General features: G+C 69.9%; 14 protein-coding genes. 11 read left to right on the forward strand and 3 right to left on the reverse strand.

Annotated features, from left to right (window positions below):
• Positions 1 to 2 precede the first annotated feature (2 nt).
• The 3 genes from BWO91_RS06915 to folP all read right to left on the reverse strand — a co-directional run bounded on the left by BWO91_RS06915 (position 3) and on the right by folP (position 3,865).
• Complete coding sequence (locus tag BWO91_RS06915; RefSeq protein ID WP_079001995.1) at positions 3 to 2,045, reverse strand: Ig-like domain-containing protein; 2,043 nt, start codon at positions 2,043 to 2,045, stop codon at positions 3 to 5.
• A gap of 112 nt (positions 2,046 to 2,157) precedes the next feature.
• A complete protein-coding gene (locus tag BWO91_RS06920; RefSeq protein WP_079001997.1) occupies positions 2,158 to 2,910 on the reverse strand; it encodes a pyrimidine reductase family protein in 753 nt (250 codons plus the stop codon).
• 22 nt (positions 2,911 to 2,932) lie between these two features.
• Entirely contained in the window at positions 2,933 to 3,865 is a 933-nt protein-coding gene (gene folP / locus BWO91_RS06925) for a dihydropteroate synthase (protein ID WP_079001999.1), read from the reverse strand.
• A 124-nt stretch (positions 3,866 to 3,989) separates the two neighbouring features.
• On the opposite strand from folP, the gene mfd reads away from it, so the two are divergent.
• The 11 genes from mfd (at position 3,990) to BWO91_RS06980 (ending at position 19,105) form a co-directional block, all read left to right on the forward strand.
• A complete protein-coding gene (gene mfd / locus BWO91_RS06930) occupies positions 3,990 to 7,601 on the forward strand; it encodes a transcription-repair coupling factor (protein WP_079002000.1) in 3,612 nt (1,203 codons plus the stop codon).
• 86 nt (positions 7,602 to 7,687) lie between these two features.
• Entirely contained in the window at positions 7,688 to 8,632 is a 945-nt protein-coding gene (locus BWO91_RS06935; protein WP_079002002.1) for an alpha/beta fold hydrolase, read from the forward strand.
• A 77-nt stretch (positions 8,633 to 8,709) separates the two neighbouring features.
• Positions 8,710 to 10,161: an aldehyde dehydrogenase family protein gene (locus BWO91_RS06940; protein WP_079002004.1), complete on the forward strand. Its 1,452-nt coding sequence runs from the start codon at positions 8,710 to 8,712 to the stop codon at positions 10,159 to 10,161.
• On the forward strand, positions 10,158 to 10,826 hold the full coding sequence (locus BWO91_RS06945) for a MazG family protein (RefSeq protein ID WP_240555706.1): 669 nt from the start codon (positions 10,158 to 10,160) through the stop codon (positions 10,824 to 10,826). Before BWO91_RS06940 ends, BWO91_RS06945 begins: the two co-directional genes overlap by 4 nt.
• Positions 10,827 to 10,885: 59 nt before the next feature.
• Positions 10,886 to 12,193, forward strand: a complete 1,308-nt coding sequence (hisS, locus tag BWO91_RS06950) for a histidine--tRNA ligase (RefSeq protein ID WP_079002006.1) — start codon at positions 10,886 to 10,888, stop codon at positions 12,191 to 12,193.
• A 151-nt stretch (positions 12,194 to 12,344) separates the two neighbouring features.
• Positions 12,345 to 13,334: an endonuclease/exonuclease/phosphatase family protein gene (locus BWO91_RS06955; RefSeq protein ID WP_167620447.1), complete on the forward strand. Its 990-nt coding sequence runs from the start codon at positions 12,345 to 12,347 to the stop codon at positions 13,332 to 13,334.
• A 116-nt stretch (positions 13,335 to 13,450) separates the two neighbouring features.
• Positions 13,451 to 14,731 (forward strand): phosphopyruvate hydratase, encoded by a 1,281-nt coding sequence (gene eno, locus BWO91_RS06960; RefSeq protein ID WP_079002010.1) that lies wholly within the window; start codon positions 13,451 to 13,453, stop codon positions 14,729 to 14,731.
• Positions 14,732 to 14,805: 74 nt separating this feature from the next.
• Complete coding sequence (locus tag BWO91_RS19915) at positions 14,806 to 15,582, forward strand: septum formation initiator family protein (protein ID WP_079002012.1); 777 nt, start codon at positions 14,806 to 14,808, stop codon at positions 15,580 to 15,582.
• 38 nt (positions 15,583 to 15,620) lie between these two features.
• Positions 15,621 to 16,142 (forward strand): DUF501 domain-containing protein, encoded by a 522-nt coding sequence (locus tag BWO91_RS06970; RefSeq protein WP_064296467.1) that lies wholly within the window; start codon positions 15,621 to 15,623, stop codon positions 16,140 to 16,142.
• Positions 16,112 to 17,485, forward strand: coding sequence for a S8 family serine peptidase (locus BWO91_RS06975; RefSeq protein WP_079002014.1), 1,374 nt, complete (start codon positions 16,112 to 16,114; stop codon positions 17,483 to 17,485). The genes BWO91_RS06970 and BWO91_RS06975 overlap by 31 nt, the downstream gene beginning before the upstream one ends.
• Positions 17,486 to 17,551: 66 nt before the next feature.
• Positions 17,552 to 19,105, forward strand: coding sequence for an NAD(P)/FAD-dependent oxidoreductase (locus tag BWO91_RS06980; RefSeq protein WP_079002017.1), 1,554 nt, complete (start codon positions 17,552 to 17,554; stop codon positions 19,103 to 19,105).
• Positions 19,106 to 19,116 lie beyond the last annotated feature (11 nt).

Raw genomic sequence — 19,116 nt, forward strand, 5'->3', positions numbered from 1 at the left:
GCTCAGCTGAGCGGTGAGCGGTCGCGTCGGGCCTGACGCGTGCCGGCGCCGACGAGCGTCGCGCCCACCAGGAGCAGCCCGCTGATGAGCAGTGCGGCTGAGCTGGGGACCTCGGCTCCCGTCCGGGCCAACGGAGCCTCCGGTTCGAGTGGAGCGAGCCCCCACACGATGCCGAGCGAGGTGTGGAGCGCCCCCGTCGAGACACGGGGTTCGTCCGGGAGCGGTAGGCGACCGGTGACGGCGGACGTCACCGACCCGGTGGGGGCGAGGTCCGACGCGCGCGAATACCCGGTCAGGACCGCCTCGAACGTGTGGGAGAACGAGCCGTGGTCGAGTGCGGTCGGTGTCAGGACGAGCGGCTCGGTGCTGGTGCAGACCGTCGAGGCACCAGGCTCGATGAACTCGCTGCTGCAGGTGAGGCGGGTGTCCGGCGTCTCCGCGAGGGTGATGTCGCCCAGCGCGTTCTCGCCGGTGTTGGTGACCGTCGCGATGACACGCAAGCGGTCACCGGGGTCGATCGTGACGGTCTCGCCCTCGACCGGAACCCACGATCCGTCGGCACCCTGGATCTCGAGGTGGACGGTGCCCTCCGCGGCCAGCGCGGGGACGAGCACGCGATAGGTGGTCTCGTCCGTGCTGCTGAGCCCCGCGGCGGTCTGCTCCACGCGGACGACCGCCTCGCCGGACTCGACGACATCGGTGCTTGCGCAACTCCAGCGGCCGGCCGGGTCCACGGTGGTCTCACACAGGGTGTGGCCCTCGCCGTCGCGCACGGCGATGTCGGCGCCCGGCTCGCCCGTTCCGGCGGAGGTCGGTCGTGAGGACTCCACGACGGCGCCGGATGCCGGGCTCTCGATCACGACCCGGTCGACGGCGCTCAGGGCCGGCTGCGAGCCGAGGTCGAGCCCGCGGACGGCGTCACCCTCCACGGCGACGGTCAGCGAGCCGCGAGCGACCGGTGTGACGTCGACCTCGATCGTGCAGGACTCCTGTCCCGCCGCGAGGTCGCCGGTGAACGCGATGTCGGCCCCGGCCCCAGGAGCGGTCACCTCTGCCGTGCAGCTCGTGGTCACTCGCGGATCGGCTGTGACCGCGAGTCCGCCGGGCAGGACCGTCCGCACGGACCAGCCGGCCTTCGCGGCGAGTTCCGGGGTGTTGTGCACGATGAAGCGGAGACGGACCGTCTCACCGACGACGGCGGTGTCCTGCGACAGCTCGACATCGAGGGTCGGGGTCACGTCGATGATGCTCAGATCGTCGAAGGCGTGGTCGTTGCCCGATCCGCCGCCACGTCCGTTTCGCATCACGACGCCGATCGAATCATCGTCGATGAAGATGGAGGAGTCGGCCGCGAAGTGGCCGGCACGAGCCGAGACGCCGCCGTGGCTGAACGATTCGGCACGGTCGTCCGTGCAAGGATCGATCGCCTGCTCGGACACCGGGTGTTCGACGCCGTCGGAGGTTCGCAGCGCCAGCTGCAATGCGGTCGGCACCGCTGCGAAGCAGTTCAGGGACGCGACGTTCACGGAGGCGGTCAGGAAGCGGCCAGTGCCGGTAGCAAGTGGGATCGGCGTGGTCGTCTCCAGTTCGACCGCGCCGTCTGGACCGTTCGTCTGGGTATAGGCCGCAACGGCGGAGTTGGTTTCGGGACCGGTGCCGTTGAGGACGCCCAGCACTCCGGCGAGGGCACGGACGTTCGCCATGGCGCTCGCGGCATCGAGGCAGTCGCCGGGCTCGGCGCCCGTCACGGAGGCGGACAGGATGAAGCCGTTGCATGCCGCTCGGTCCGTCCAGAAGTCGTCGGCGTCGAACCGCAGGTCCGAATGGCCCAGGTAATCGCCGATCGACATGGGCGTACCGGTGTCGGGGGCGCGTTCGAAGTCCTCGTGGAAGACCTCACTGCGTGGAGTGCCTGCTGCGTCAGTCGGTGGCCCGGAGGCCGCCGCTCCGGCCGGGGCCGTTTGGATCATCGAGAGGGTCCATCCGACTGCCAGCACGAGCGTCGTGGTCAGGATCGGACGGAGTGGGCTGGTCGAAACGCGCATGCAGCATCCCAAGAAATCATCGGATGGGGGAGGCCGCCAGCGTAGCAGTGCTGGTCTGCTGAGATATCAGACGGTCGAGGGGTGAATACCCGAAGAAGCGGATGCCGACGGCTCAGGCGCGTACGTACCGCGAGATCAGCAGCTCGTCCGCGCGCAGGAGGTGCTGCAACCGCATCGGTCGCGGTGCTTCGGACGCGGGACCCGCAGCGACCCGGACGCTCTCTCCGCCGACGAGCGCCGGACTGATCGTCAGGCAGAGCTCGTCGACGGCGTCGGCGGCGATGAACGAGCCGAAGAGCGCCGGCCCACCCTCGCACAGGATCTGCCGCAGACCACGGTCGGAGAGTGCCTGGACGACTCGCGCCGGTTCGACGTGTTCCTCGCCGCACGCGACCACGTCGGCGACCGCCTCGAGTGCTGCGCGCTTCGCGGGGTCGGCGCGGTCGGTCGTCACGACGAGCGGCCTGACCGGAGCCTGGGTGAAGACCTCCGAGCGCAGGTCGAGGTCGAGCGAGCCCGACACGATCGCGAACACCGGGTGCAGGGGGAGGTCGTGGTCGTCGCGCCACATCGCGGCGTCGACATCGAGCCGCATGGCACCGTAGCCCTCGTCGCGCACGGTCCCGGCACCGACGAGCACGACATCGGCGAGTCGACGCAGGATGTCGAACACGGTCTTGTCGGCAGGGCCGCCGAGCCCGCCGGAGACCCCGTCGACGGTCGCTCCACCGTCCAGGCTCGTCACGAAGTTCACGCGGACGGTCGTGACGGAGCGGTCCTCGACGGTGTAGGCCGCCACGAGCTCGTCGACCGACAGCGGTCGGTCCTGCGCGGGGACCAGGCTCGTGATGCTGGGGGTGCTCATGTGACTCCTCGAGGGTTCCGGATCAGACGTTGTGGACGGGCGCCACCGGTGCGCGGAAGCCGAGGATCGCCTCGGTCATCCGCACGGCCGCGATCGACTCGGGCACGGCGTGCATCCGCACGATGCGGGCGCCGAGGAGGATGCACGCGGCAGCGGACACCAGGGAACCCTCGAGACGTTCCGACTTCGGCCGATCGAGGGACTCGCCGATGAAGTCCTTGTTCGAGACGGCGGCGAGCGTCGGCAGCCCGAGCGCGGCGATCTCGTCGAACCGTCGCGTGAGCTCGAGCGTCTGCACGGTGTTCTTGTTGAGGTCGTGCCCGGGGTCCACGATGAGCCGTGACTCGGGGATGCCGTGCGAGAGCGCGAGGTCGACGCGGGCTGCGAGGAAGGCGGCGACCTCACCGGCGACGTCGTCGTACTGGGGACGGGGATGCGGCTGCCTGGGCCTGGCGAGACTGTGCGTGATGACGAGGGTGGCCTCGCTCGCTGCGACGACGTCCGCGAGCGCCGGATCGTGGATCCCCGTGGTGTCGTTGATGACGGAGGCGCCCGCCGCGATGCAGGCCGCGGCCACCTCGGGGCGGAAGGTGTCGACGGAGATGACGACGTCGCTCCGTGCGGCGAGCGCCTCGACGACGGGGAGCACGCGGTCGATCTCCTCGGCGGTGGGGATCTCCGGCCCGGGGGCGAACTTGGCTCCGCCGATGTCGACCCAGTCGGCGCCCTGCTCTGCGGCGGTCACGGCGGCGTCGACGGCTCGGTCGAGTGAGAACGTCGCGCCCTGGTCGAAGAAGGAGTCCGGGGTGCGGTTGATGATCGCCATGACCGCGACCTGCTTCGAGAAGTCGAACGTCCGCGCTCCGATCCGGCGGATCGGTTGGCGGATCGGGGGGAGCGGGAAGCCGCCGGTCCGTTCGGGGTGTCGGTCTGACCGGGGCTCCGTGCTCGTCATGGGTCAATCATGACGCGTCCGGCGCGCGAGGATGCCGCGTGACGCGTCGTCCGCAGCCGATTGACAGCGGTGACCGGTGGGCGATGGGGTCATGGGTGTCGGTGGCTCGGCGTAGGCTGTCCCGGTGACGCTTCAGGGTTTGACTCACGCGCTTCGGCGCGCCGCAACGATCGACGATGCCCTCGCGTACGCGGGCAAGAGCGCGGACTTCTCCGTGATCGACGGGCTGCGTGCACCGCTCCTCGCGGCGCTCATGGACGAGCGCGGTCGGCAGGGTGCCGCCCAGGCGGCCCTCGTCGTCACCGCGACCGGCCGTGACTCCGAGCGGCTCCGCTCCGCGCTCAGCGACCTCATGCCCGAGGCCGAGATCGTCGAGTTCCCGGCCTGGGAGACCCTGCCGCACGAGCGCCTCAGCCCGAGCGCCGAGATCGTCGGCCGACGCCTGGAGGCGCTGCGGCGGCTCGGCGCCTGGACAGGGGAGCGGCCGTTCCTCCTCGTCGCGTCGGTGCGCGCCGCGCTGCAGCCCGTGGCCGACAACCTCACCGAGACCGCTCCGATCGAACTCGTCCAGGGCGGTCGCGGACACGACCTCGCCGCGATCGCGCTGCGACTCGTCGAACTCGCGTACACCCGGGTCGACATGGTGTCGCGGCGTGGTGAGTTCGCGTTGCGCGGTGGCATCCTCGACGTCTTCCCGCCGGTCGCCGACCACCCGTACCGGGTCGAGTTCTTCGGCGACGAGGTCGACGGCATCCGGGCGTTCTCGGTCGCCGACCAGCGATCGCTGCCCGAGCCGGTCGACGCGATCCGCCTGCCGCCGTCTCGGGAACTGCTCCTCAGCCCGGCCGTCCGGCAGCGCGCCGCGGAGATGCAGCACGAGTTCCCGAGCCTCACCGGCATCCTCGAGAAGATCGCGGAGGGCATCGCGGTGGAGGGCATGGAGTCCCTCTCCCCGGCCCTCGTCGACCGCCTCGTTCCGATCACCCACTACCTGCCGGATGGAGCGGCCGTCGCCGTCGTCTCGCCGGAGCGCGTCGTCACGCGGTCGATCAGCCTCGCCGAGACGAACCGCGAGTTCCTCGCCGCCGCATGGAGCGCCGCGACCGTCGGTGCGAACGCGCCGATCGACCTCGCCTCCGGCGACTTCATCTCGCTGGGCGCCCTGAAGGAGTCCGTCACCTTCAGCGCTCCCGGCCAGCCGGCGCCCGACCACCCGTGGTGGACGTTCAGCGGCTTCCGCGCCGGCCCCGACGTCGAGACGCTCCCGGAGCACCTCGAACTCGACGAGCTCCTCACCGTCACGGTCGACGGCGACACCGTGCCGAGCTTCCACGGCAACGTCGAGGGTGCCATCGAACACGTCGCCGACCGCATCCGCGAAGGGTGGACGGTCGTCGTCGCCGCCCGCGGGGTCGGGCTCGTCGAGCGCGCCGCGGACGTCCTCGCCGAGCACGAGATCGCCGCTCGCATGGTCGACGAGCTGCCGGCCGACCCGGAGCCCGGCGTCGCCTACCTGTTGCAGGCCGACGTCGAGGGCGGCTTCGAGCTCGAGACGTCGAAGCTCATGCTGCTCGGCGAGACCGAGTTCTACGGACGCACCGCCGGATACGACTCGCGCCTGGTCAAGAAGCTCGCCACCCGACGCAAGAACGTCGTCGACCCGATGCAGCTCCGGTCCGGCGACTTCGTCGTGCACCAGACCCACGGCATCGGCAAGTTCGTCGAGATGACCCAGCGCGAGGTCTCGAGCGGCGGACGCAACCCCGTGAAGAGCACCCGCGAGTACCTCGTCCTCGAGTACGCACCCTCCAAGCGCGGCTACCCGGGCGACAAGCTGCTCGTCCCCACGGACCAGCTCGACCTGCTCACCCGCTACGTGGGCGGCGAGGCTCCGCAGCTCAGCAAGATGGGCGGCAGCGACTGGTCGCAGGCGAAGAGCAAGGCGCGCAAGGCCGTCCGCGACATCGCCGTCGAGCTGGTCAAGCTCTACTCGGCGCGCATGGCGTCGAAGGGGCACGCCTTCGGCCCCGACACCCCGTGGCAGCGCGAGCTCGAGGAGGCGTTCCCGTTCGCGGAGACCCCCGACCAGCTGCAGACCATCGACGAGGTCAAGGCCGACATGGAGCGCGAGATCCCGATGGACCGCCTCCTCTCCGGCGACGTGGGGTTCGGGAAGACCGAGGTCGCCGTCCGTGCCGCGTTCAAGGCCGTCCAGGACGGCAAGCAGGTCGCGATGCTCGTGCCGACCACGCTGCTCGTCAAGCAGCACTTCGAGACCTTCCAGGAGCGGTTCGCCGGGTTCCCGGTACACCTGCGGCCGCTCAGCCGGTTCCAGTCCGACAAGGAGGCTCGGGAGGCGCTCGCCGGACTCGCCGACGGCACGGTCGACGTCATCATCGGGACGCATCGGCTCCTCACGGACAAGGTGCAGTTCAAGGACCTCGGTCTCGTGATCATCGACGAGGAGCAGCGGTTCGGTGTCGAGCACAAGGACGCCCTCAAGAAGTTGAAGACGAACGTCGACATCCTGGCCATGAGCGCGACCCCGATCCCGCGCACGCTCGAGATGGCGGTCACCGGCATCCGGGAGATGTCCACGCTCGCCACGCCACCGGAGGACCGCCACCCGATCCTGTCCTTCGTCGGTCCGTACAACGGCAAGCAGGTCGGTGCGGCGATCCGGCGCGAGCTCCTGCGCGAAGGCCAGATCTTCTTCGTGCACAACCGGGTCTCGTCCATCAGTCGGGTCGCGGCGGACCTCGCGGAGCTCGTCCCCGAGGCACGCATCGCCATCGCCCACGGACAGCTCGGCGAGGCCGCGCTCGAACAGGTCGTGGTCGACTTCTGGGAGCGTCGCTTCGACGTCCTCGTCTGCACGACGATCATCGAGACCGGCCTCGACATCTCGAACGCCAACACGATCATCATCGACCGCGCCGACAAGTACGGACTGAGCCAGCTGCACCAGCTGCGGGGTCGTGTCGGGCGAGGTCGTGAGCGCGCCTACGCCTACTTCCTCTACGACGAGCACAAGCCGCTCTCCGAGACCGCCCACGACCGGCTCTCGACCATCGCGGCCAACAACGAGCTCGGCAGCGGCATGCAGGTCGCCCTGAAGGACCTCGAGATCCGTGGCGCCGGCAACATGCTCGGCGGTGAGCAGGCCGGCCACATCGCGGGAGTGGGCTTCGACCTCTATCTCCGCATGATCGGCGAGGCCGTGTCCACCTTCCGAGGCGACGTCGCCGAGGGGCAGACCGAGCTCCGGCTCGAGCTACCCGTCGACGCACACATCCCCGAGGAGTACGTCGACAGTGAGCGGCTGCGGCTGGAGGCCTACCAGAAGCTGTCGGCCGCGTCCGGGCCGGCGGCCAAGGACGGTCAGATCGACCTCGTGATCGACGAACTCACCGACCGCTACGGCGAGCCGCCGGCACAGGTGAGCACACTCATCGCCGTCTCGAGGCTCCGCCAGCGTGCGCAGCGCTCGGGACTCAGCGACCTCATCGCCGTCGGACCGAACCTGCGGGTCACCCCTGCAGACCTCCCCGACTCCATCCAGACGCGGCTGCGACGCATGTATCCCGGCGCGAAGTACCTGGCCCAGACGAACACCGTCATCGTGCCGTTGCCGCGCGTCGGCGACGAACCGCTGGCCGACACCGACCTCATCGCCTGGGTGCAGCAGTTCCTGAACGCGATCTACCCGCTGCCGGAGGGCTCGACGTCGTCCTAGCGGGCAGCAGGAGATGGGCCCGCGGGACGACAGCGTCGGTACCCGCGGCCGATCCGACAGCCGTCGTCCATCCCTAGCGTGGAGGGATGAAGAAGTTCCTCCGCATCGTCCTCACCGGGGTCGTGGCGCTCGTCGCGCTCGTGCTCGCCGGGCTCCTCACGACCACCATCGTCAACACCGCCGCATCGGCTGCTGAAGCCACGCGCATCGAGGAGTACGGGCAGCGGGTCGAGGTCGACGGCAAACGCATGAACGTGTCGGTGACGGGAGACGGCGACCAGACGATCGTCCTGCTGCCCGGCTTCGGCACCGGTTCGCCCGTGCTCGACTTCTCGCCGCTCGTCGGCGAGCTCTCGTCGTCGTACCGGGTGGTCGTCGTCGAGCCCTTCGGCTACGGGCTCAGCGATCAGACCGACGTGCCGCGAACGACCGAGAACATCGTCTCTGAGATCCACGAGGCGGTCGCCGGGCTGGGCATCGACCGGTACGTGTTGATGGGGCACTCCATCGCGGGGATCTACGCGCTGGACTATGTCGAGCGGTTCCGCGACGAGGTGACGGCGTTCGTCGGCATCGACAGCAGCGTGCCCGACCAGCCGGGCATGGACGCCGCGCTGCCGGTCGACGCCCTGCGTGCGGCCAAGGCACTCGGCATCACCCGGGTCGTCACGGCGCTGTCGGGCGACCCGTACCCCGATCCGCCGTACGACCAGCACACGCGTGAGCAGCTCGGGATGATCTCGCTCCGCAACACCTCGAGTGCGACGTCCTCGGACGAGATGTCGCGCATCGGTGCGAACTTCCGTGCGGCGAAGGGGAAGACCTTCCCGACGGACCTCCCGGTGCTGCTCTTCGCCCAGCGGGACAACCCGACGGTGGAGGGGTGGCTGCCGCTCCATAAGGAGCAGGCCGCGAGCGTCGACCGAGGCGAGGTCGTGCCGCTCGACGCCGACCACTACCTGCACCACACGACGTCCCGCGAGATCGCCGCGGACGTCGACCGCTTCCTCGCGACTCCGGGCGTCGGGTAGCCGGTCGACGGGCCAGGCCGTCGGTCTGCGGACGGACGTATGCTGGTGCCCACGATCCCGTCGAGTCGGAGGAACCCATGGCGACCAGCATCCGGACGAAGCAGGAGCCGAAGGTGGTCGTGGCCGACGCCGTGGCCCGGCTCCGACAGACCTTCGACCGCGGCACCACGAAGCCCGTCGCTTGGCGGCTCCGCCAGCTCCGTGCGCTGAAGCAACTGCTCCTCGAACGGGGCGGCGAGCTCGAGCGGGCGCTGGCGACCGACCTGGGCAAGAGCGGTACCGAGGCGCAGATCACCGAGATCGGCCTCCTCGTCGGCGAGATCGACCACACGCTGAAGCACCTGAAGCGTTGGGTGCGGCCCCGACGCGTCGCGGTACCACTCACCCTCGCCCCGGCGTCGGCTTCGGTCGTGGCGGAACCGGTCGGCGTCGTCCTCGTCATCGGCCCGTGGAACTATCCGGTCCAGCTCTGCATCGGTCCCGTCATCGGGGCGCTCGCCGCGGGTGACGCCGTCCTGCTGAAGCCCAGCGAGCTCGCCCCCGCCACGAGCGCCGCACTCGCGCGCCTCCTCCCGGAGTACCTCGACGACCGTGCCGTCGCGGTCGTCGAGGGCGATGCGGAGGTCGCCACCGCCCTCCTCGCCGAGCGGTTCGACCACATCTTCTACACGGGTGGCGCCACCGTGGGCAAGGTCGTCGCCCGGGCCGCGGCGGAGCATCTGACCCCGATCACCCTGGAACTCGGCGGGAAGTCGCCGGTGTACGTCGACGACACCGTCGACCTCGCGGATGCGGCCCGCCGGATCATCTGGGGCAAGCTCATGAACGCCGGCCAGACCTGTGTCGCCCCCGACTACCTGCTCGCGACGCGGTCGGTCGCCGATCGGCTCGTCCCGTACCTGCGCGACGCGATCGCAGCCCTCTACGGCCCGGACCCCGCCGACAGTGCCGACTACGGCCGCATCATCTCCGACAGGCACTTCGACCGGGTCAGCGGTCTGCTCGACGGTCTCGAACCGGCCCTCGGCGGCGAGGTCGACGCCTCGGAGCGGTACATCGCCCCGACGGTCGTGAACGGCGTCGACACTTCGGCGTCGATCATGCAGGAGGAGATCTTCGGTCCGATCCTGCCGATCCTCCACGTGTCCGGGCTCGAACAGGCCATCGCGCACATCCGGGCGGGGGAGAAACCGCTCGCGCTCTACGTCTTCAGCGACGACCGCGCCACGCGGAAGCGGTTCACGCGCGACACCTCCTCCGGCGCGTTGGCGTTCGGCGTGCCGGCCGCCCACCTCCTCGTGCCGGGTCTGCCGTTCGGCGGTGTCGGGGCCAGCGGGATGGGCGCGTATCACGGTCGCCATTCCTTCGACACGTTCAGTCACGCGAAGGCGGTGTTCTCCAAGCCGCTGTCCCCGGACACGCTGTCGCTCGTCTACCCGCCCTTCACCGAAGCGCGCGACCGGATCGCGCGACTGATCTCGAAGACCGGCAGCACCGACGGCCGCCGCCCGTGGGGAGCCCGTCGGTGAGCAGCGAGCCCGTCGGCGAAACCTCCGCTGAGCGCCTCGTCGACGCCATGCGGCAGATCCGCGACCGCTGTGTGTGGACGCAGGGCATCGATCACGACATGCTCGTGCCGTACCTCATCGAGGAGAGCTACGAGCTCGTCGAAGCGGTCGAGGCCGGGACGCGCGACGAACTCGTCGAGGAACTCGGCGACGTGCTGTGGCAGGTCGTCTTCCATGCGGAGATCGCATCCCGTGACGCCGATGCACCGTTCGACTTCGACGACGTCGCCGAGGCCGTCACCCGCAAGATGGTCCACCGTCATCCGCACGTGTTCGGCGACGAAGCAGCGCCGACCCCGGATGACGTGGTGCGCGTCTGGAACGCCGCGAAGGCCGAGGAGAAGGCGAAGCGCAGCAGCGCGCTCGAGGGGATCCCGCAGGGGATGCCGTCGCTCGCCCTCGCCGACAAGGTGCTCGGCAGGGCCGTGCCGCTCGGAGTCGGACCGATGGCCGTCGCCGATGTCGTCGACGACGAGGACGCCCTGGGGGAGCAGCTCCTCGCCGTGGTCGCTGCAGCACGGGCGAACGGGCTCGACGCGGAACGGGCGCTCCGGGGTGCCGTCCGTCGGTTGAGCGCGCGGGTGCGGGACGCCGAGCGTCCGGTGGCGTCACCGACCGACGACTGAGCGAGGTTCGCCGGGCGCCTGCTCACGGTGCCCGTTCCCCGTCATGCCAGAATTGAGGCATGGCAGCTCCAGTGAACCCGCCGCGCGGCATGCGCGATTTCCTCCCCGCCGACAAGGCCCGCCGGGAGCACGCGCTGGGCACCATCCGTCGCGTCTTCACCGCGCATGGCTTCGACGAGATCGAGACGCCCGTGGTGGAGGAGTACGAGCGGCTGCACTCGGGGCTCGGCGGCGACAACGAGAAGATGGCGTTCAACATCCTCCGGCGGAAGCTCACCCCGGAGGCCATCGTGGCCGCAGCGGACAACCAGACCGAACTCACCGACCTCGGCCTGCGCTTCGACCTCACCGTGCCGCTCGCCCGGTTCTACGCGACGCACCGGGCCGAGCTCCCGCCGGTGTTCCGCTCGATCCAGATCGCGCCGGTCTGGCGCGGCGAACGGCCGCAGCAGGGCCGGTACCGCCAGTTCGTGCAGTGCGACATCGACATCATCGGAGAGTCGTCGAACCTCGCGGAGACCGAGCTCATCATCGCGACCCTCGGGGCCCTCGCCGAGCTCGGCATCACCGGCTGCAGCGTGCGGATCAACGACCGCCGACTCCTCATCGGGATGCTCGAATCGCTGGGCTTCCCCGCCGACGAGCACGCACAGGTGCTCATCACGATCGACAAGCTCGACAAGATCGGTCAGCAGGGCGTGGTCGCCGAACTGCGCGACCGTGGCGTCGACGCCACCGCCGTCGACGCACTCAAGGCCTTCTTCTCCCGTCCGCAGACGATGGAGTTCAACACCTTCGGCGAGCGGGCGATCCGCAAGGCGCTGCCGCTCGGTGCCGATGACGCCGTCGTCGCGGAGCTCGACGCGCTCGGGAAGGGCGTCGCCGCGGCGACCTCCCTCCAGGGTCAGCAGGCCGACCCCTTCGCGAACCCGCTGGTGTTCGACCCCTTCCTGGTGCGGGGCATGGGGTACTACACGGGCGCCATCTTCGAGATCGCGCACCCCGACCTCGGGTACTCGCTCGGCGGCGGTGGTCGCTACGACGGCATGATCGGGCGTTTCCTCGGCCAGGACGTGCCGGCGGTCGGATTCTCGATCGGCTTCGAGCGCATCGTCGACCTCATCGAGCTCCCCGCCGGAGCGGCCGCGGATGCCGTCGTGCTCGTGCACGACCGTGACGTGGCGCCGATGACGCTGGTCGCGTTGAAGGCCAAGCTCGTCGCCCAGGGGCGTCGCGTGCGCCTCGAAGCCCGTGTGAAGAACCTCAAGGCACTCCTCGACCGCGTGTCGGCAGCCGGTTTCGGCGCCTTCGCGTTCGTCTCGGCCGACTCGACGCTCGAGTCGCTCGAGTTCAAATCGCTCGACTGACGATTCCCGCACCCGCTTCCCGATCCTCGGCGCGCTTCCGAGCCGCTGCCCAGCTCGTCGGTGCAGGATGGAGCATTCGGCCGGATCGCCTCCCTCGAGCGATCCGACCGCTCTGCCCCCGATCGAAGAACTGGTTCCCCCGATGAGCGTCATGGCCCCTGCAGCGCGCCCGCAGCGCGCCCCGGAGTCGACCGGCCCCACGCGCCGCCGGGTGAGCCTCGTGCGGCGCCGGGCGACGACGCTCGCGCTGGCCGTCGGTGTCCCGCTCGCCCTGCTGACGGCCGCCCACGCCCTCGTCCCCGACATCCTCGGCCTCGGGCTCGTCTGGGACAACGCCCTGCCGTGGACGTGGGTCCTGCTGCCGGTGCTCTTCCTCGTCCTCCTCGTCGCCCGCACGCCGGGCGCCGTCATCGGTCTCCTCGCGCCGACGCTCGTCTGGGCCTTCCTGTTCGGCCCCGGCGTCGTCCCCATGGGCGACGGGCGCTCGGCGGTCCCGGCCGAGGCCTCCCTCACGGTCGCCAGCCAGAACCTCGGGCCGGAGGGCGATCCCGCGGTCATCGCGGGTTCCCTCCAGGCGAGTGGTGCGGATCTCATCGCGCTCCAGGAGATCGAGGACCACGACCGCGAACCACTCGCCGCGACGCTCGACGAGCAGTACCCGTACTCCGTGCTCACGGGGACGGTGGGTCTCTGGAGCCGCTATCCGATCGCCGACTCGGTCGGGCTGAAGCTCGGCCTCGACTGGTACCGGGCGATCAACGCCGTCGTCGACACCCCGTCCGGGGCCGTGAGCGTCTACGTGATCCACGCCGACTCCGCGCGTCCGGGTGCGCACGCCGAACGGGACGTGATGCTCGCGGAGTTGGCCGAAACCGTCGCGGCGAACACCCGTGATCGGATCGTCGTCATGGGCGACTTCAACGCCTCCGCCTCCGACCGGGCGCTCGCCGCACTCCAGAGCGAGGTGTCTGAGCCCAACCAGAGCGAGGGAGGCTTCGGACTCACCTGGCCGGCCGGGACACCGCTCATGCGACTCGACCACGTCTTCGTCCGCGGCATGACCGCGACCCACAACGCCGTCGGCGACGCCGAGGGCAGCGACCACCACGGCATCGTGTCGAGCTTCCGGCTCGACCGCTGACCGCGCGCCTCGGGCGACGATCCGCGGCTCTGCGCCCGTTCAGCCGATGTCACTAGACTGAGCGCGGGCGGCCGTCGTACCCGTCCCACGTCCCAATCCCCACAAGGAGAACATCAGTGGCACTCATCGAGGCAGTAGGCGCTCGCGAAATTCTCGACTCCCGAGGCAACCCGACCGTCGAGGTCGAGGTGCTCCTGGAAGACGGCACGGTCAGCCGTGCAGCAGTCCCGTCCGGCGCATCGACCGGTGCGTTCGAAGCGTACGAGCTGCGTGACGGCGATGCCGCACGTTACCTCGGCAAGGGTGTCGAGAAGGCGGTCGACGCCGTCCTCGACGAGATCGGCCCGGCACTCGAGGGCATCGAGGCGGACGACCAGCGCCTCGTCGACCACACCATGATCGAGCTCGACGGCACCGAGAACAAGAGCCGCCTGGGCGCGAACGCGATCCTCGGTGCGAGCCTCGCGGTCGCCCGTGCCGCTGCGGACTCCGCAGACCTGTCGCTCTACCGCTACGTCGGCGGCGCCAACGCCCACGTCCTCCCGGTCCCGATGATGAACATCATCAACGGTGGCTCGCACGCCGACACCGGCGTCGACATCCAGGAGTTCATGATCCTCCCGATCGGCGCTCCGAGCTTCCGTGAGGCGCTCCGCTGGGGGACCGAGACGTACCACACGCTCAAGGGCCTGCTGAAGTCGAAGGGCTTCGCGACCGGCCTCGGCGACGAGGGTGGCTTCGCCCCCGACTTCGAGCACAACCGTGCGGCCCTGGACTTCATCGTCGAGGCCATCGAAAAGGCCGGCTTCACGGTCGGAACCGACATCGCACTCGGCCTCGACGTCGCCTCCAGCGAGTTCTACAAGGACGGCGCGTACCAGTTCGAGGGCAAGGCGCTCAACAGCACCGAGATGACCGCGTACTACGCCGACCTCGTCGCGAACTACCCGCTCATCACCATCGAGGACCCGCTGGCCGAGGACGACTGGGCGGGCTACGCCCACCTCACCCCCGAGCTCGGCTCCAAGGTCCAGATCGTCGGCGACGACCTGTTCGTCACGAACCCGAAGCGTCTCGCCGACGGCATCGCCAAGGGTGCGGCGAACTCGCTGCTCGTCAAGGTGAACCAGATCGGGACGCTCACCGAGACGCTCGACGCGGTGTCCCTCGCACAGCGCTCCGGCTACACGACGATCCTGTCGCACCGCTCCGGCGAGACCGAGGACACCACGATCGCCGACCTCGCGGTCGCGACGAACGCGGGCCAGATCAAGACCGGTGCGCCTGCGCGCAGCGAGCGGGTCGCGAAGTACAATCAGTTGCTGAGGATCGAAGAGGAGCTGGGCCAGGCAGCCGTCTACGCCGGCCGCAGCGCCTTCCCCCGGTTCACCGCCTAAGCATCGTCACCTGAAGGCTCTCAGGGGTGCCGATCGGCACCCCTGAGAGCCTTCGTCGTGTGCGGGAGGCGCCTGTGAAGAAGCCATCGATGCCGGCCGGCGGCGAGTCGGAGCGCACCCCGTCCGGCAGCGGAGCAGCGTCCTCCTCGTCCTCCGGCTCGTCGAAGCAGCGACCGGCGTCGAAGCCCCGGTCGAGCTCCGCGGATGCCTCCGCCAAGCGCTCCTCCTCGTCGTCCAAGCGCCCGGCGGGAGCCACCGCGAAGCCCGCACGCTCCGCAGCGACAGCCCCGCGGTCGACGACGAAGGCCCCGCGATCCGCGTCGGCCGGTTCCTCGGCACCGCGCTCGCGGACCGGCTCGACACGGACCACCCCGGCACGCCAGTCGGACGCCGGTGGCTGGTTGCGGAGTCTGCGACTGTCCGGGTTCAGCGTCCTGCTCCTCGGGATCCTCGTGCTCGGGGTCGTCGTCCTCGCGCCGAACCTCAAGACTTTCCTCGAGCAGCGGCAGCAGATCGCCGCGCTGGAGGCCGGTGTCGCCGACACCCAGAAGCAGGTGGACGCGCAGCAGGCCGAACGCGAGCGCTGGAACGACCAGAGCTACGTCATGACCCAGGCGCGCGACCGCCTGTTCTACGCTCTACCCGGCGAGGTCAGCTACATCATCATCAACGACGTCGACCCGGCCTCGCTGCCCACCACCGAGACACCCGTGAGCGACACGCTCGTCGACTCGCAGTCCGACTGGCTCGACGGGCTGCTGTCCTCGCTCGTCGCCACCGGCTATTCGCCGGCCCCGGTCGCGACCGAGACCCCTGCTCCCACGCAGACGACGCCTCCCGCCGGCGGCTGACGTCCGGACGCAGTGGTGAACCCGGCGATAATGGAACCATGAGCACCCCTCCCTTCGGCCCCGTCTCCGAGCGCGACGTCGAGATCGTGTCGGCGCAACTGGGACGCCCGGCGCGGAACGTCGTCGGCATCGCGGCGCGCTGTGTCTGCGGCGCCCCGACGGTCGTCTCCACCGCTCCTCGCCTGGCCGACGGCACGCCGTTCCCCACGTTCTACTACCTGACCCACCCGGCCGCCACGGCCGCGGTCTCCTCGCTCGAGGCGACCCAGGTGATGAACGAGTACAACGAGCTCCTGGCCGAGGACGAAGCGGTCCGCGCTGCCTACGCCACCGCGCACACGGCCTACCTCGCCGACCGCACCTCCATCGCCGAGGTCGCCGAGATCGACGGGATCTCCGCCGGCGGCATGCCGGTGCGGGTCAAGTGCCTCCACGCGCTCGTCGGCCACGCCCTTGCGGCTGGTCCGGGCGTCAACCCCATCGGCGACCTCGCGCTCGACCGCGCGAGCTGGAGCCCCGAGGTGTGCGCATGCGCGGACGGCCAGGCGGGGCAGGGATAGGCCCCGCACGCGACGGGGGTCGCCTGTGGGGGAGTGACGGACCGCGACGCGGAGACCGTCGTCGTCCGCGCGGCCTCCGAGGTGCGCTGTCGGCGCTGTCCGCGGTGCTCCTGGCGTTCTCGCTCGTGGGGACGCAGGCGCTCCCGGCGTCGGCGGACACGGTGCGCGACATGCAGTACTGGCTCGGCGACTACGGCTTCACGACGGCCTGGGAGACGACGAAGGGCGCCGGTGTCACCGTCGCCGTGATCGACACCGGCATCGCGAGCGGTCCCGCGGAGATGACCGGCGCGGTCGCGGGAGGCGTCGACGTCTCCGGGCTCGGGAGTCCCGACGGCCGGACTCCGGTCGGGTCCGAGGGGAGCGAGCACGGGACGCTGGTCGCCTCGATGATCGCCGGTCGTGGTCGCACGGGCGGTGCCGGGGTCATCGGCGTGGCGCCCGAGGCGCGCTTGCTCTCCGTCTCGGTCGGGTTCGGCTCCGACGGGTCGGCCGTCGTCCCCTGGGACGACCAGATCGCGACCGCTGTCCGTTGGGCGGTGGACAATGGCGCGGACGTCATCAACATGTCCCTGACGCGTAACAGTCTCGACTGGCCGACGAGCTGGGACGACGCCTTCCTCTACGCCTTCTCGCACGACGTGGTCGTGGTGGCTGCAGCGGGCAACCGGGGGAGTGGGACGGTCGAGGTCGGCGCTCCGGCGACGATCCCGGGCGTGCTGACCGTCGCCGGTGTGGATCGCACGGGGTCGGCGAGCTTCGACGCCTCGAGCCAGGGCATCACGATCGCCGTCGCTGCGCCGAGTGAGCAACTCGTCGGGGTGACGCCCGCCGGGTCCTACGTGCAGTGGCAGGGGACGAGCGGGGCGGCGCCGATCGTCTCCGGACTCGTGGCCCTCGTCCGCTCCGCCTGGCCGGAGCTCAGCGCCGCCGACGCCATCAAGCGCGTGACGGCAACGGCGAAGCAGGTGGGCGACTCCGCGCAGAGCCCCATCTACGGTGCAGGTCTCATCGACGCCGCGAAGGCGGTCAGCGGTTCCGTCGGTCCGGCGACGACCTCGCCGGAGCAGCAGCTGTCCGACTGGATCACGCTCTACCGACGGGCACCGCAGGTCCCCGATCCCGATCCGGGTGCCGAGCAGCCGTCGCCGACACCGGAGCCGGTACCCCCGGCGATCCCGGAGAACGAAGCCGTCGAGGTGCGCGCCAACCCCTTCCTCCCGACGCCGAGCACCCTGCTCTACGGCTCGCTGCCACTGGCGCTCCTCCTCGGAACTGGTAGCCTGGTCACGCTCGGTGTCATAGGCGCTACCAGGCATTTCAAGCGGGTGCTGCAGAAGTAGTACTCTGTTCCGATATTCTCAGACACTCATCTGAACCAATCGTCTTGACGTAGGAGATCGTTCGCCGTGCCCAAAATTCTGATCGTCGGTGGTGGTTACGCCGGGTTCTACACCGCATGGAAGCTCGAGAAGCAGCTTCGTCGTGGTGAGGCCGAAGTCACCATGGTCGACCCGCTGCCCTACATGACCTACCAGCCCTTCCTGCCGGAGGTCGCCGCCGGTTCCATCGAGCCGCGTCACGCGGTCGTCTCGCCGCGTCGTCACCTGAAGCACACCAACGTGATCACCGCCAAGGTCACGGGCATCAACCACGCCGAGAAGAAGGCGACCATCACGCCTGAGGTCGGTGAGCCCTGGGAGGTCGACTACGACATCATCGTCGTCACCGCCGGAGCCGTCTCCCGCACCTTCCCGATCCCCGGTGTCGCCGACACCGCGATCGGGCTCAAGACCATCGAAGAGGCCGTCGCGATCCGCGACCGCGTGCTCTCCAACTTCGACAAGGCCGCGAACCTGCCGGCGGGTCCCGAGCGCGACCGCCTTTTGACGTTCACGGTCGTCGGTGGCGGCTTCGCCGGTATCGAGGTCTTCGCCGAGCTGCGTTCGTTCGCGAGCTCGCTGCTGAAGTTCTACCCGCAGCTGTCCTTCGAGGACACGCACTTCCACCTCATCGAGGCCATGGGGCGCATCATGCCCGAGGTCAAGATCGAGACGAGCCACTGGGTCCTCAAGAACCTGGCCGAGCGCGGCGCGCTCGTGCACCTCGACACGCAGCTGCAGTCGGCTGTCGACGGCAAGATCGAGCTCTCGACCGGTGAGTCGTTCGAGTCCGACCTCATCGTCTGGACCGCCGGTGTCATGGCGAACCCGGGCGTCGTCCGCGGTGGCGACCTCCCCGTCGAGGAGCGCGGTCGCATCAAGACCCGCGCCGACCTCCGTGTCGGCACCGACGACGACATCGTCGAGGGCGCCTGGGCGGCCGGCGACGTCTCCGCCGTCCCCGACCTCAGCGGTGGTGGCGTCGGCGGCTTCTGCGTGCCGAACGCTCAGCACGCCGTCCGTCAGGGCAAGCTCCTCGCGAAGAACATCACCGCGGTCCTCCGTGGCGAGGAGCCGAAGAACTACTTCCACAAGAACATGGGTGCGGTCGCCGGTCTCGGCATCGGCGTCGGTGTCTTCCAGTCCGGCAACCTCGCGATCAAGGGCCTCCCGGCCTGGTTCGCGCACCGTGGGTACCACGGGCTGGCCATGCCGAGCTTCGAGCGCAAGTTCCGCGTGTTCGGTGGCTGGTGGAACAACTTCTGGCTCGGACGCGACATCGTCTCCCTGTCGGCCGTGCAGAACCCGCGTGAGGCCTTCGAGACCTTCGCATCGCGCCCGAAGCCCCCGGCAGACGCTGCGGCCCCCGCAGCCGCTCCGGCGGCTCCCGCGGCGGCTGAGAAGCCCGCTCGCAAGGCTCCTGTGAAGCGTAAGCCGAAGGCCGTCGCCCCGGCCGAGGCAGCAGCGCCCGCCGCCGAAGCACCTGCTGCAGAGGCTCCCGCCGGCACCGGTGCCCCGACCGGTGCCGACGACGAGCAGGCCTACGCGACGCCCGCTGAGGAAGTCAGCGCGAACAAGTAGTCCGGACCGGA

It is taken from the genome of Plantibacter flavus (assembly GCF_002024505.1).
Classification (GTDB): domain Bacteria; phylum Actinomycetota; class Actinomycetes; order Actinomycetales; family Microbacteriaceae; genus Plantibacter; species Plantibacter flavus_A.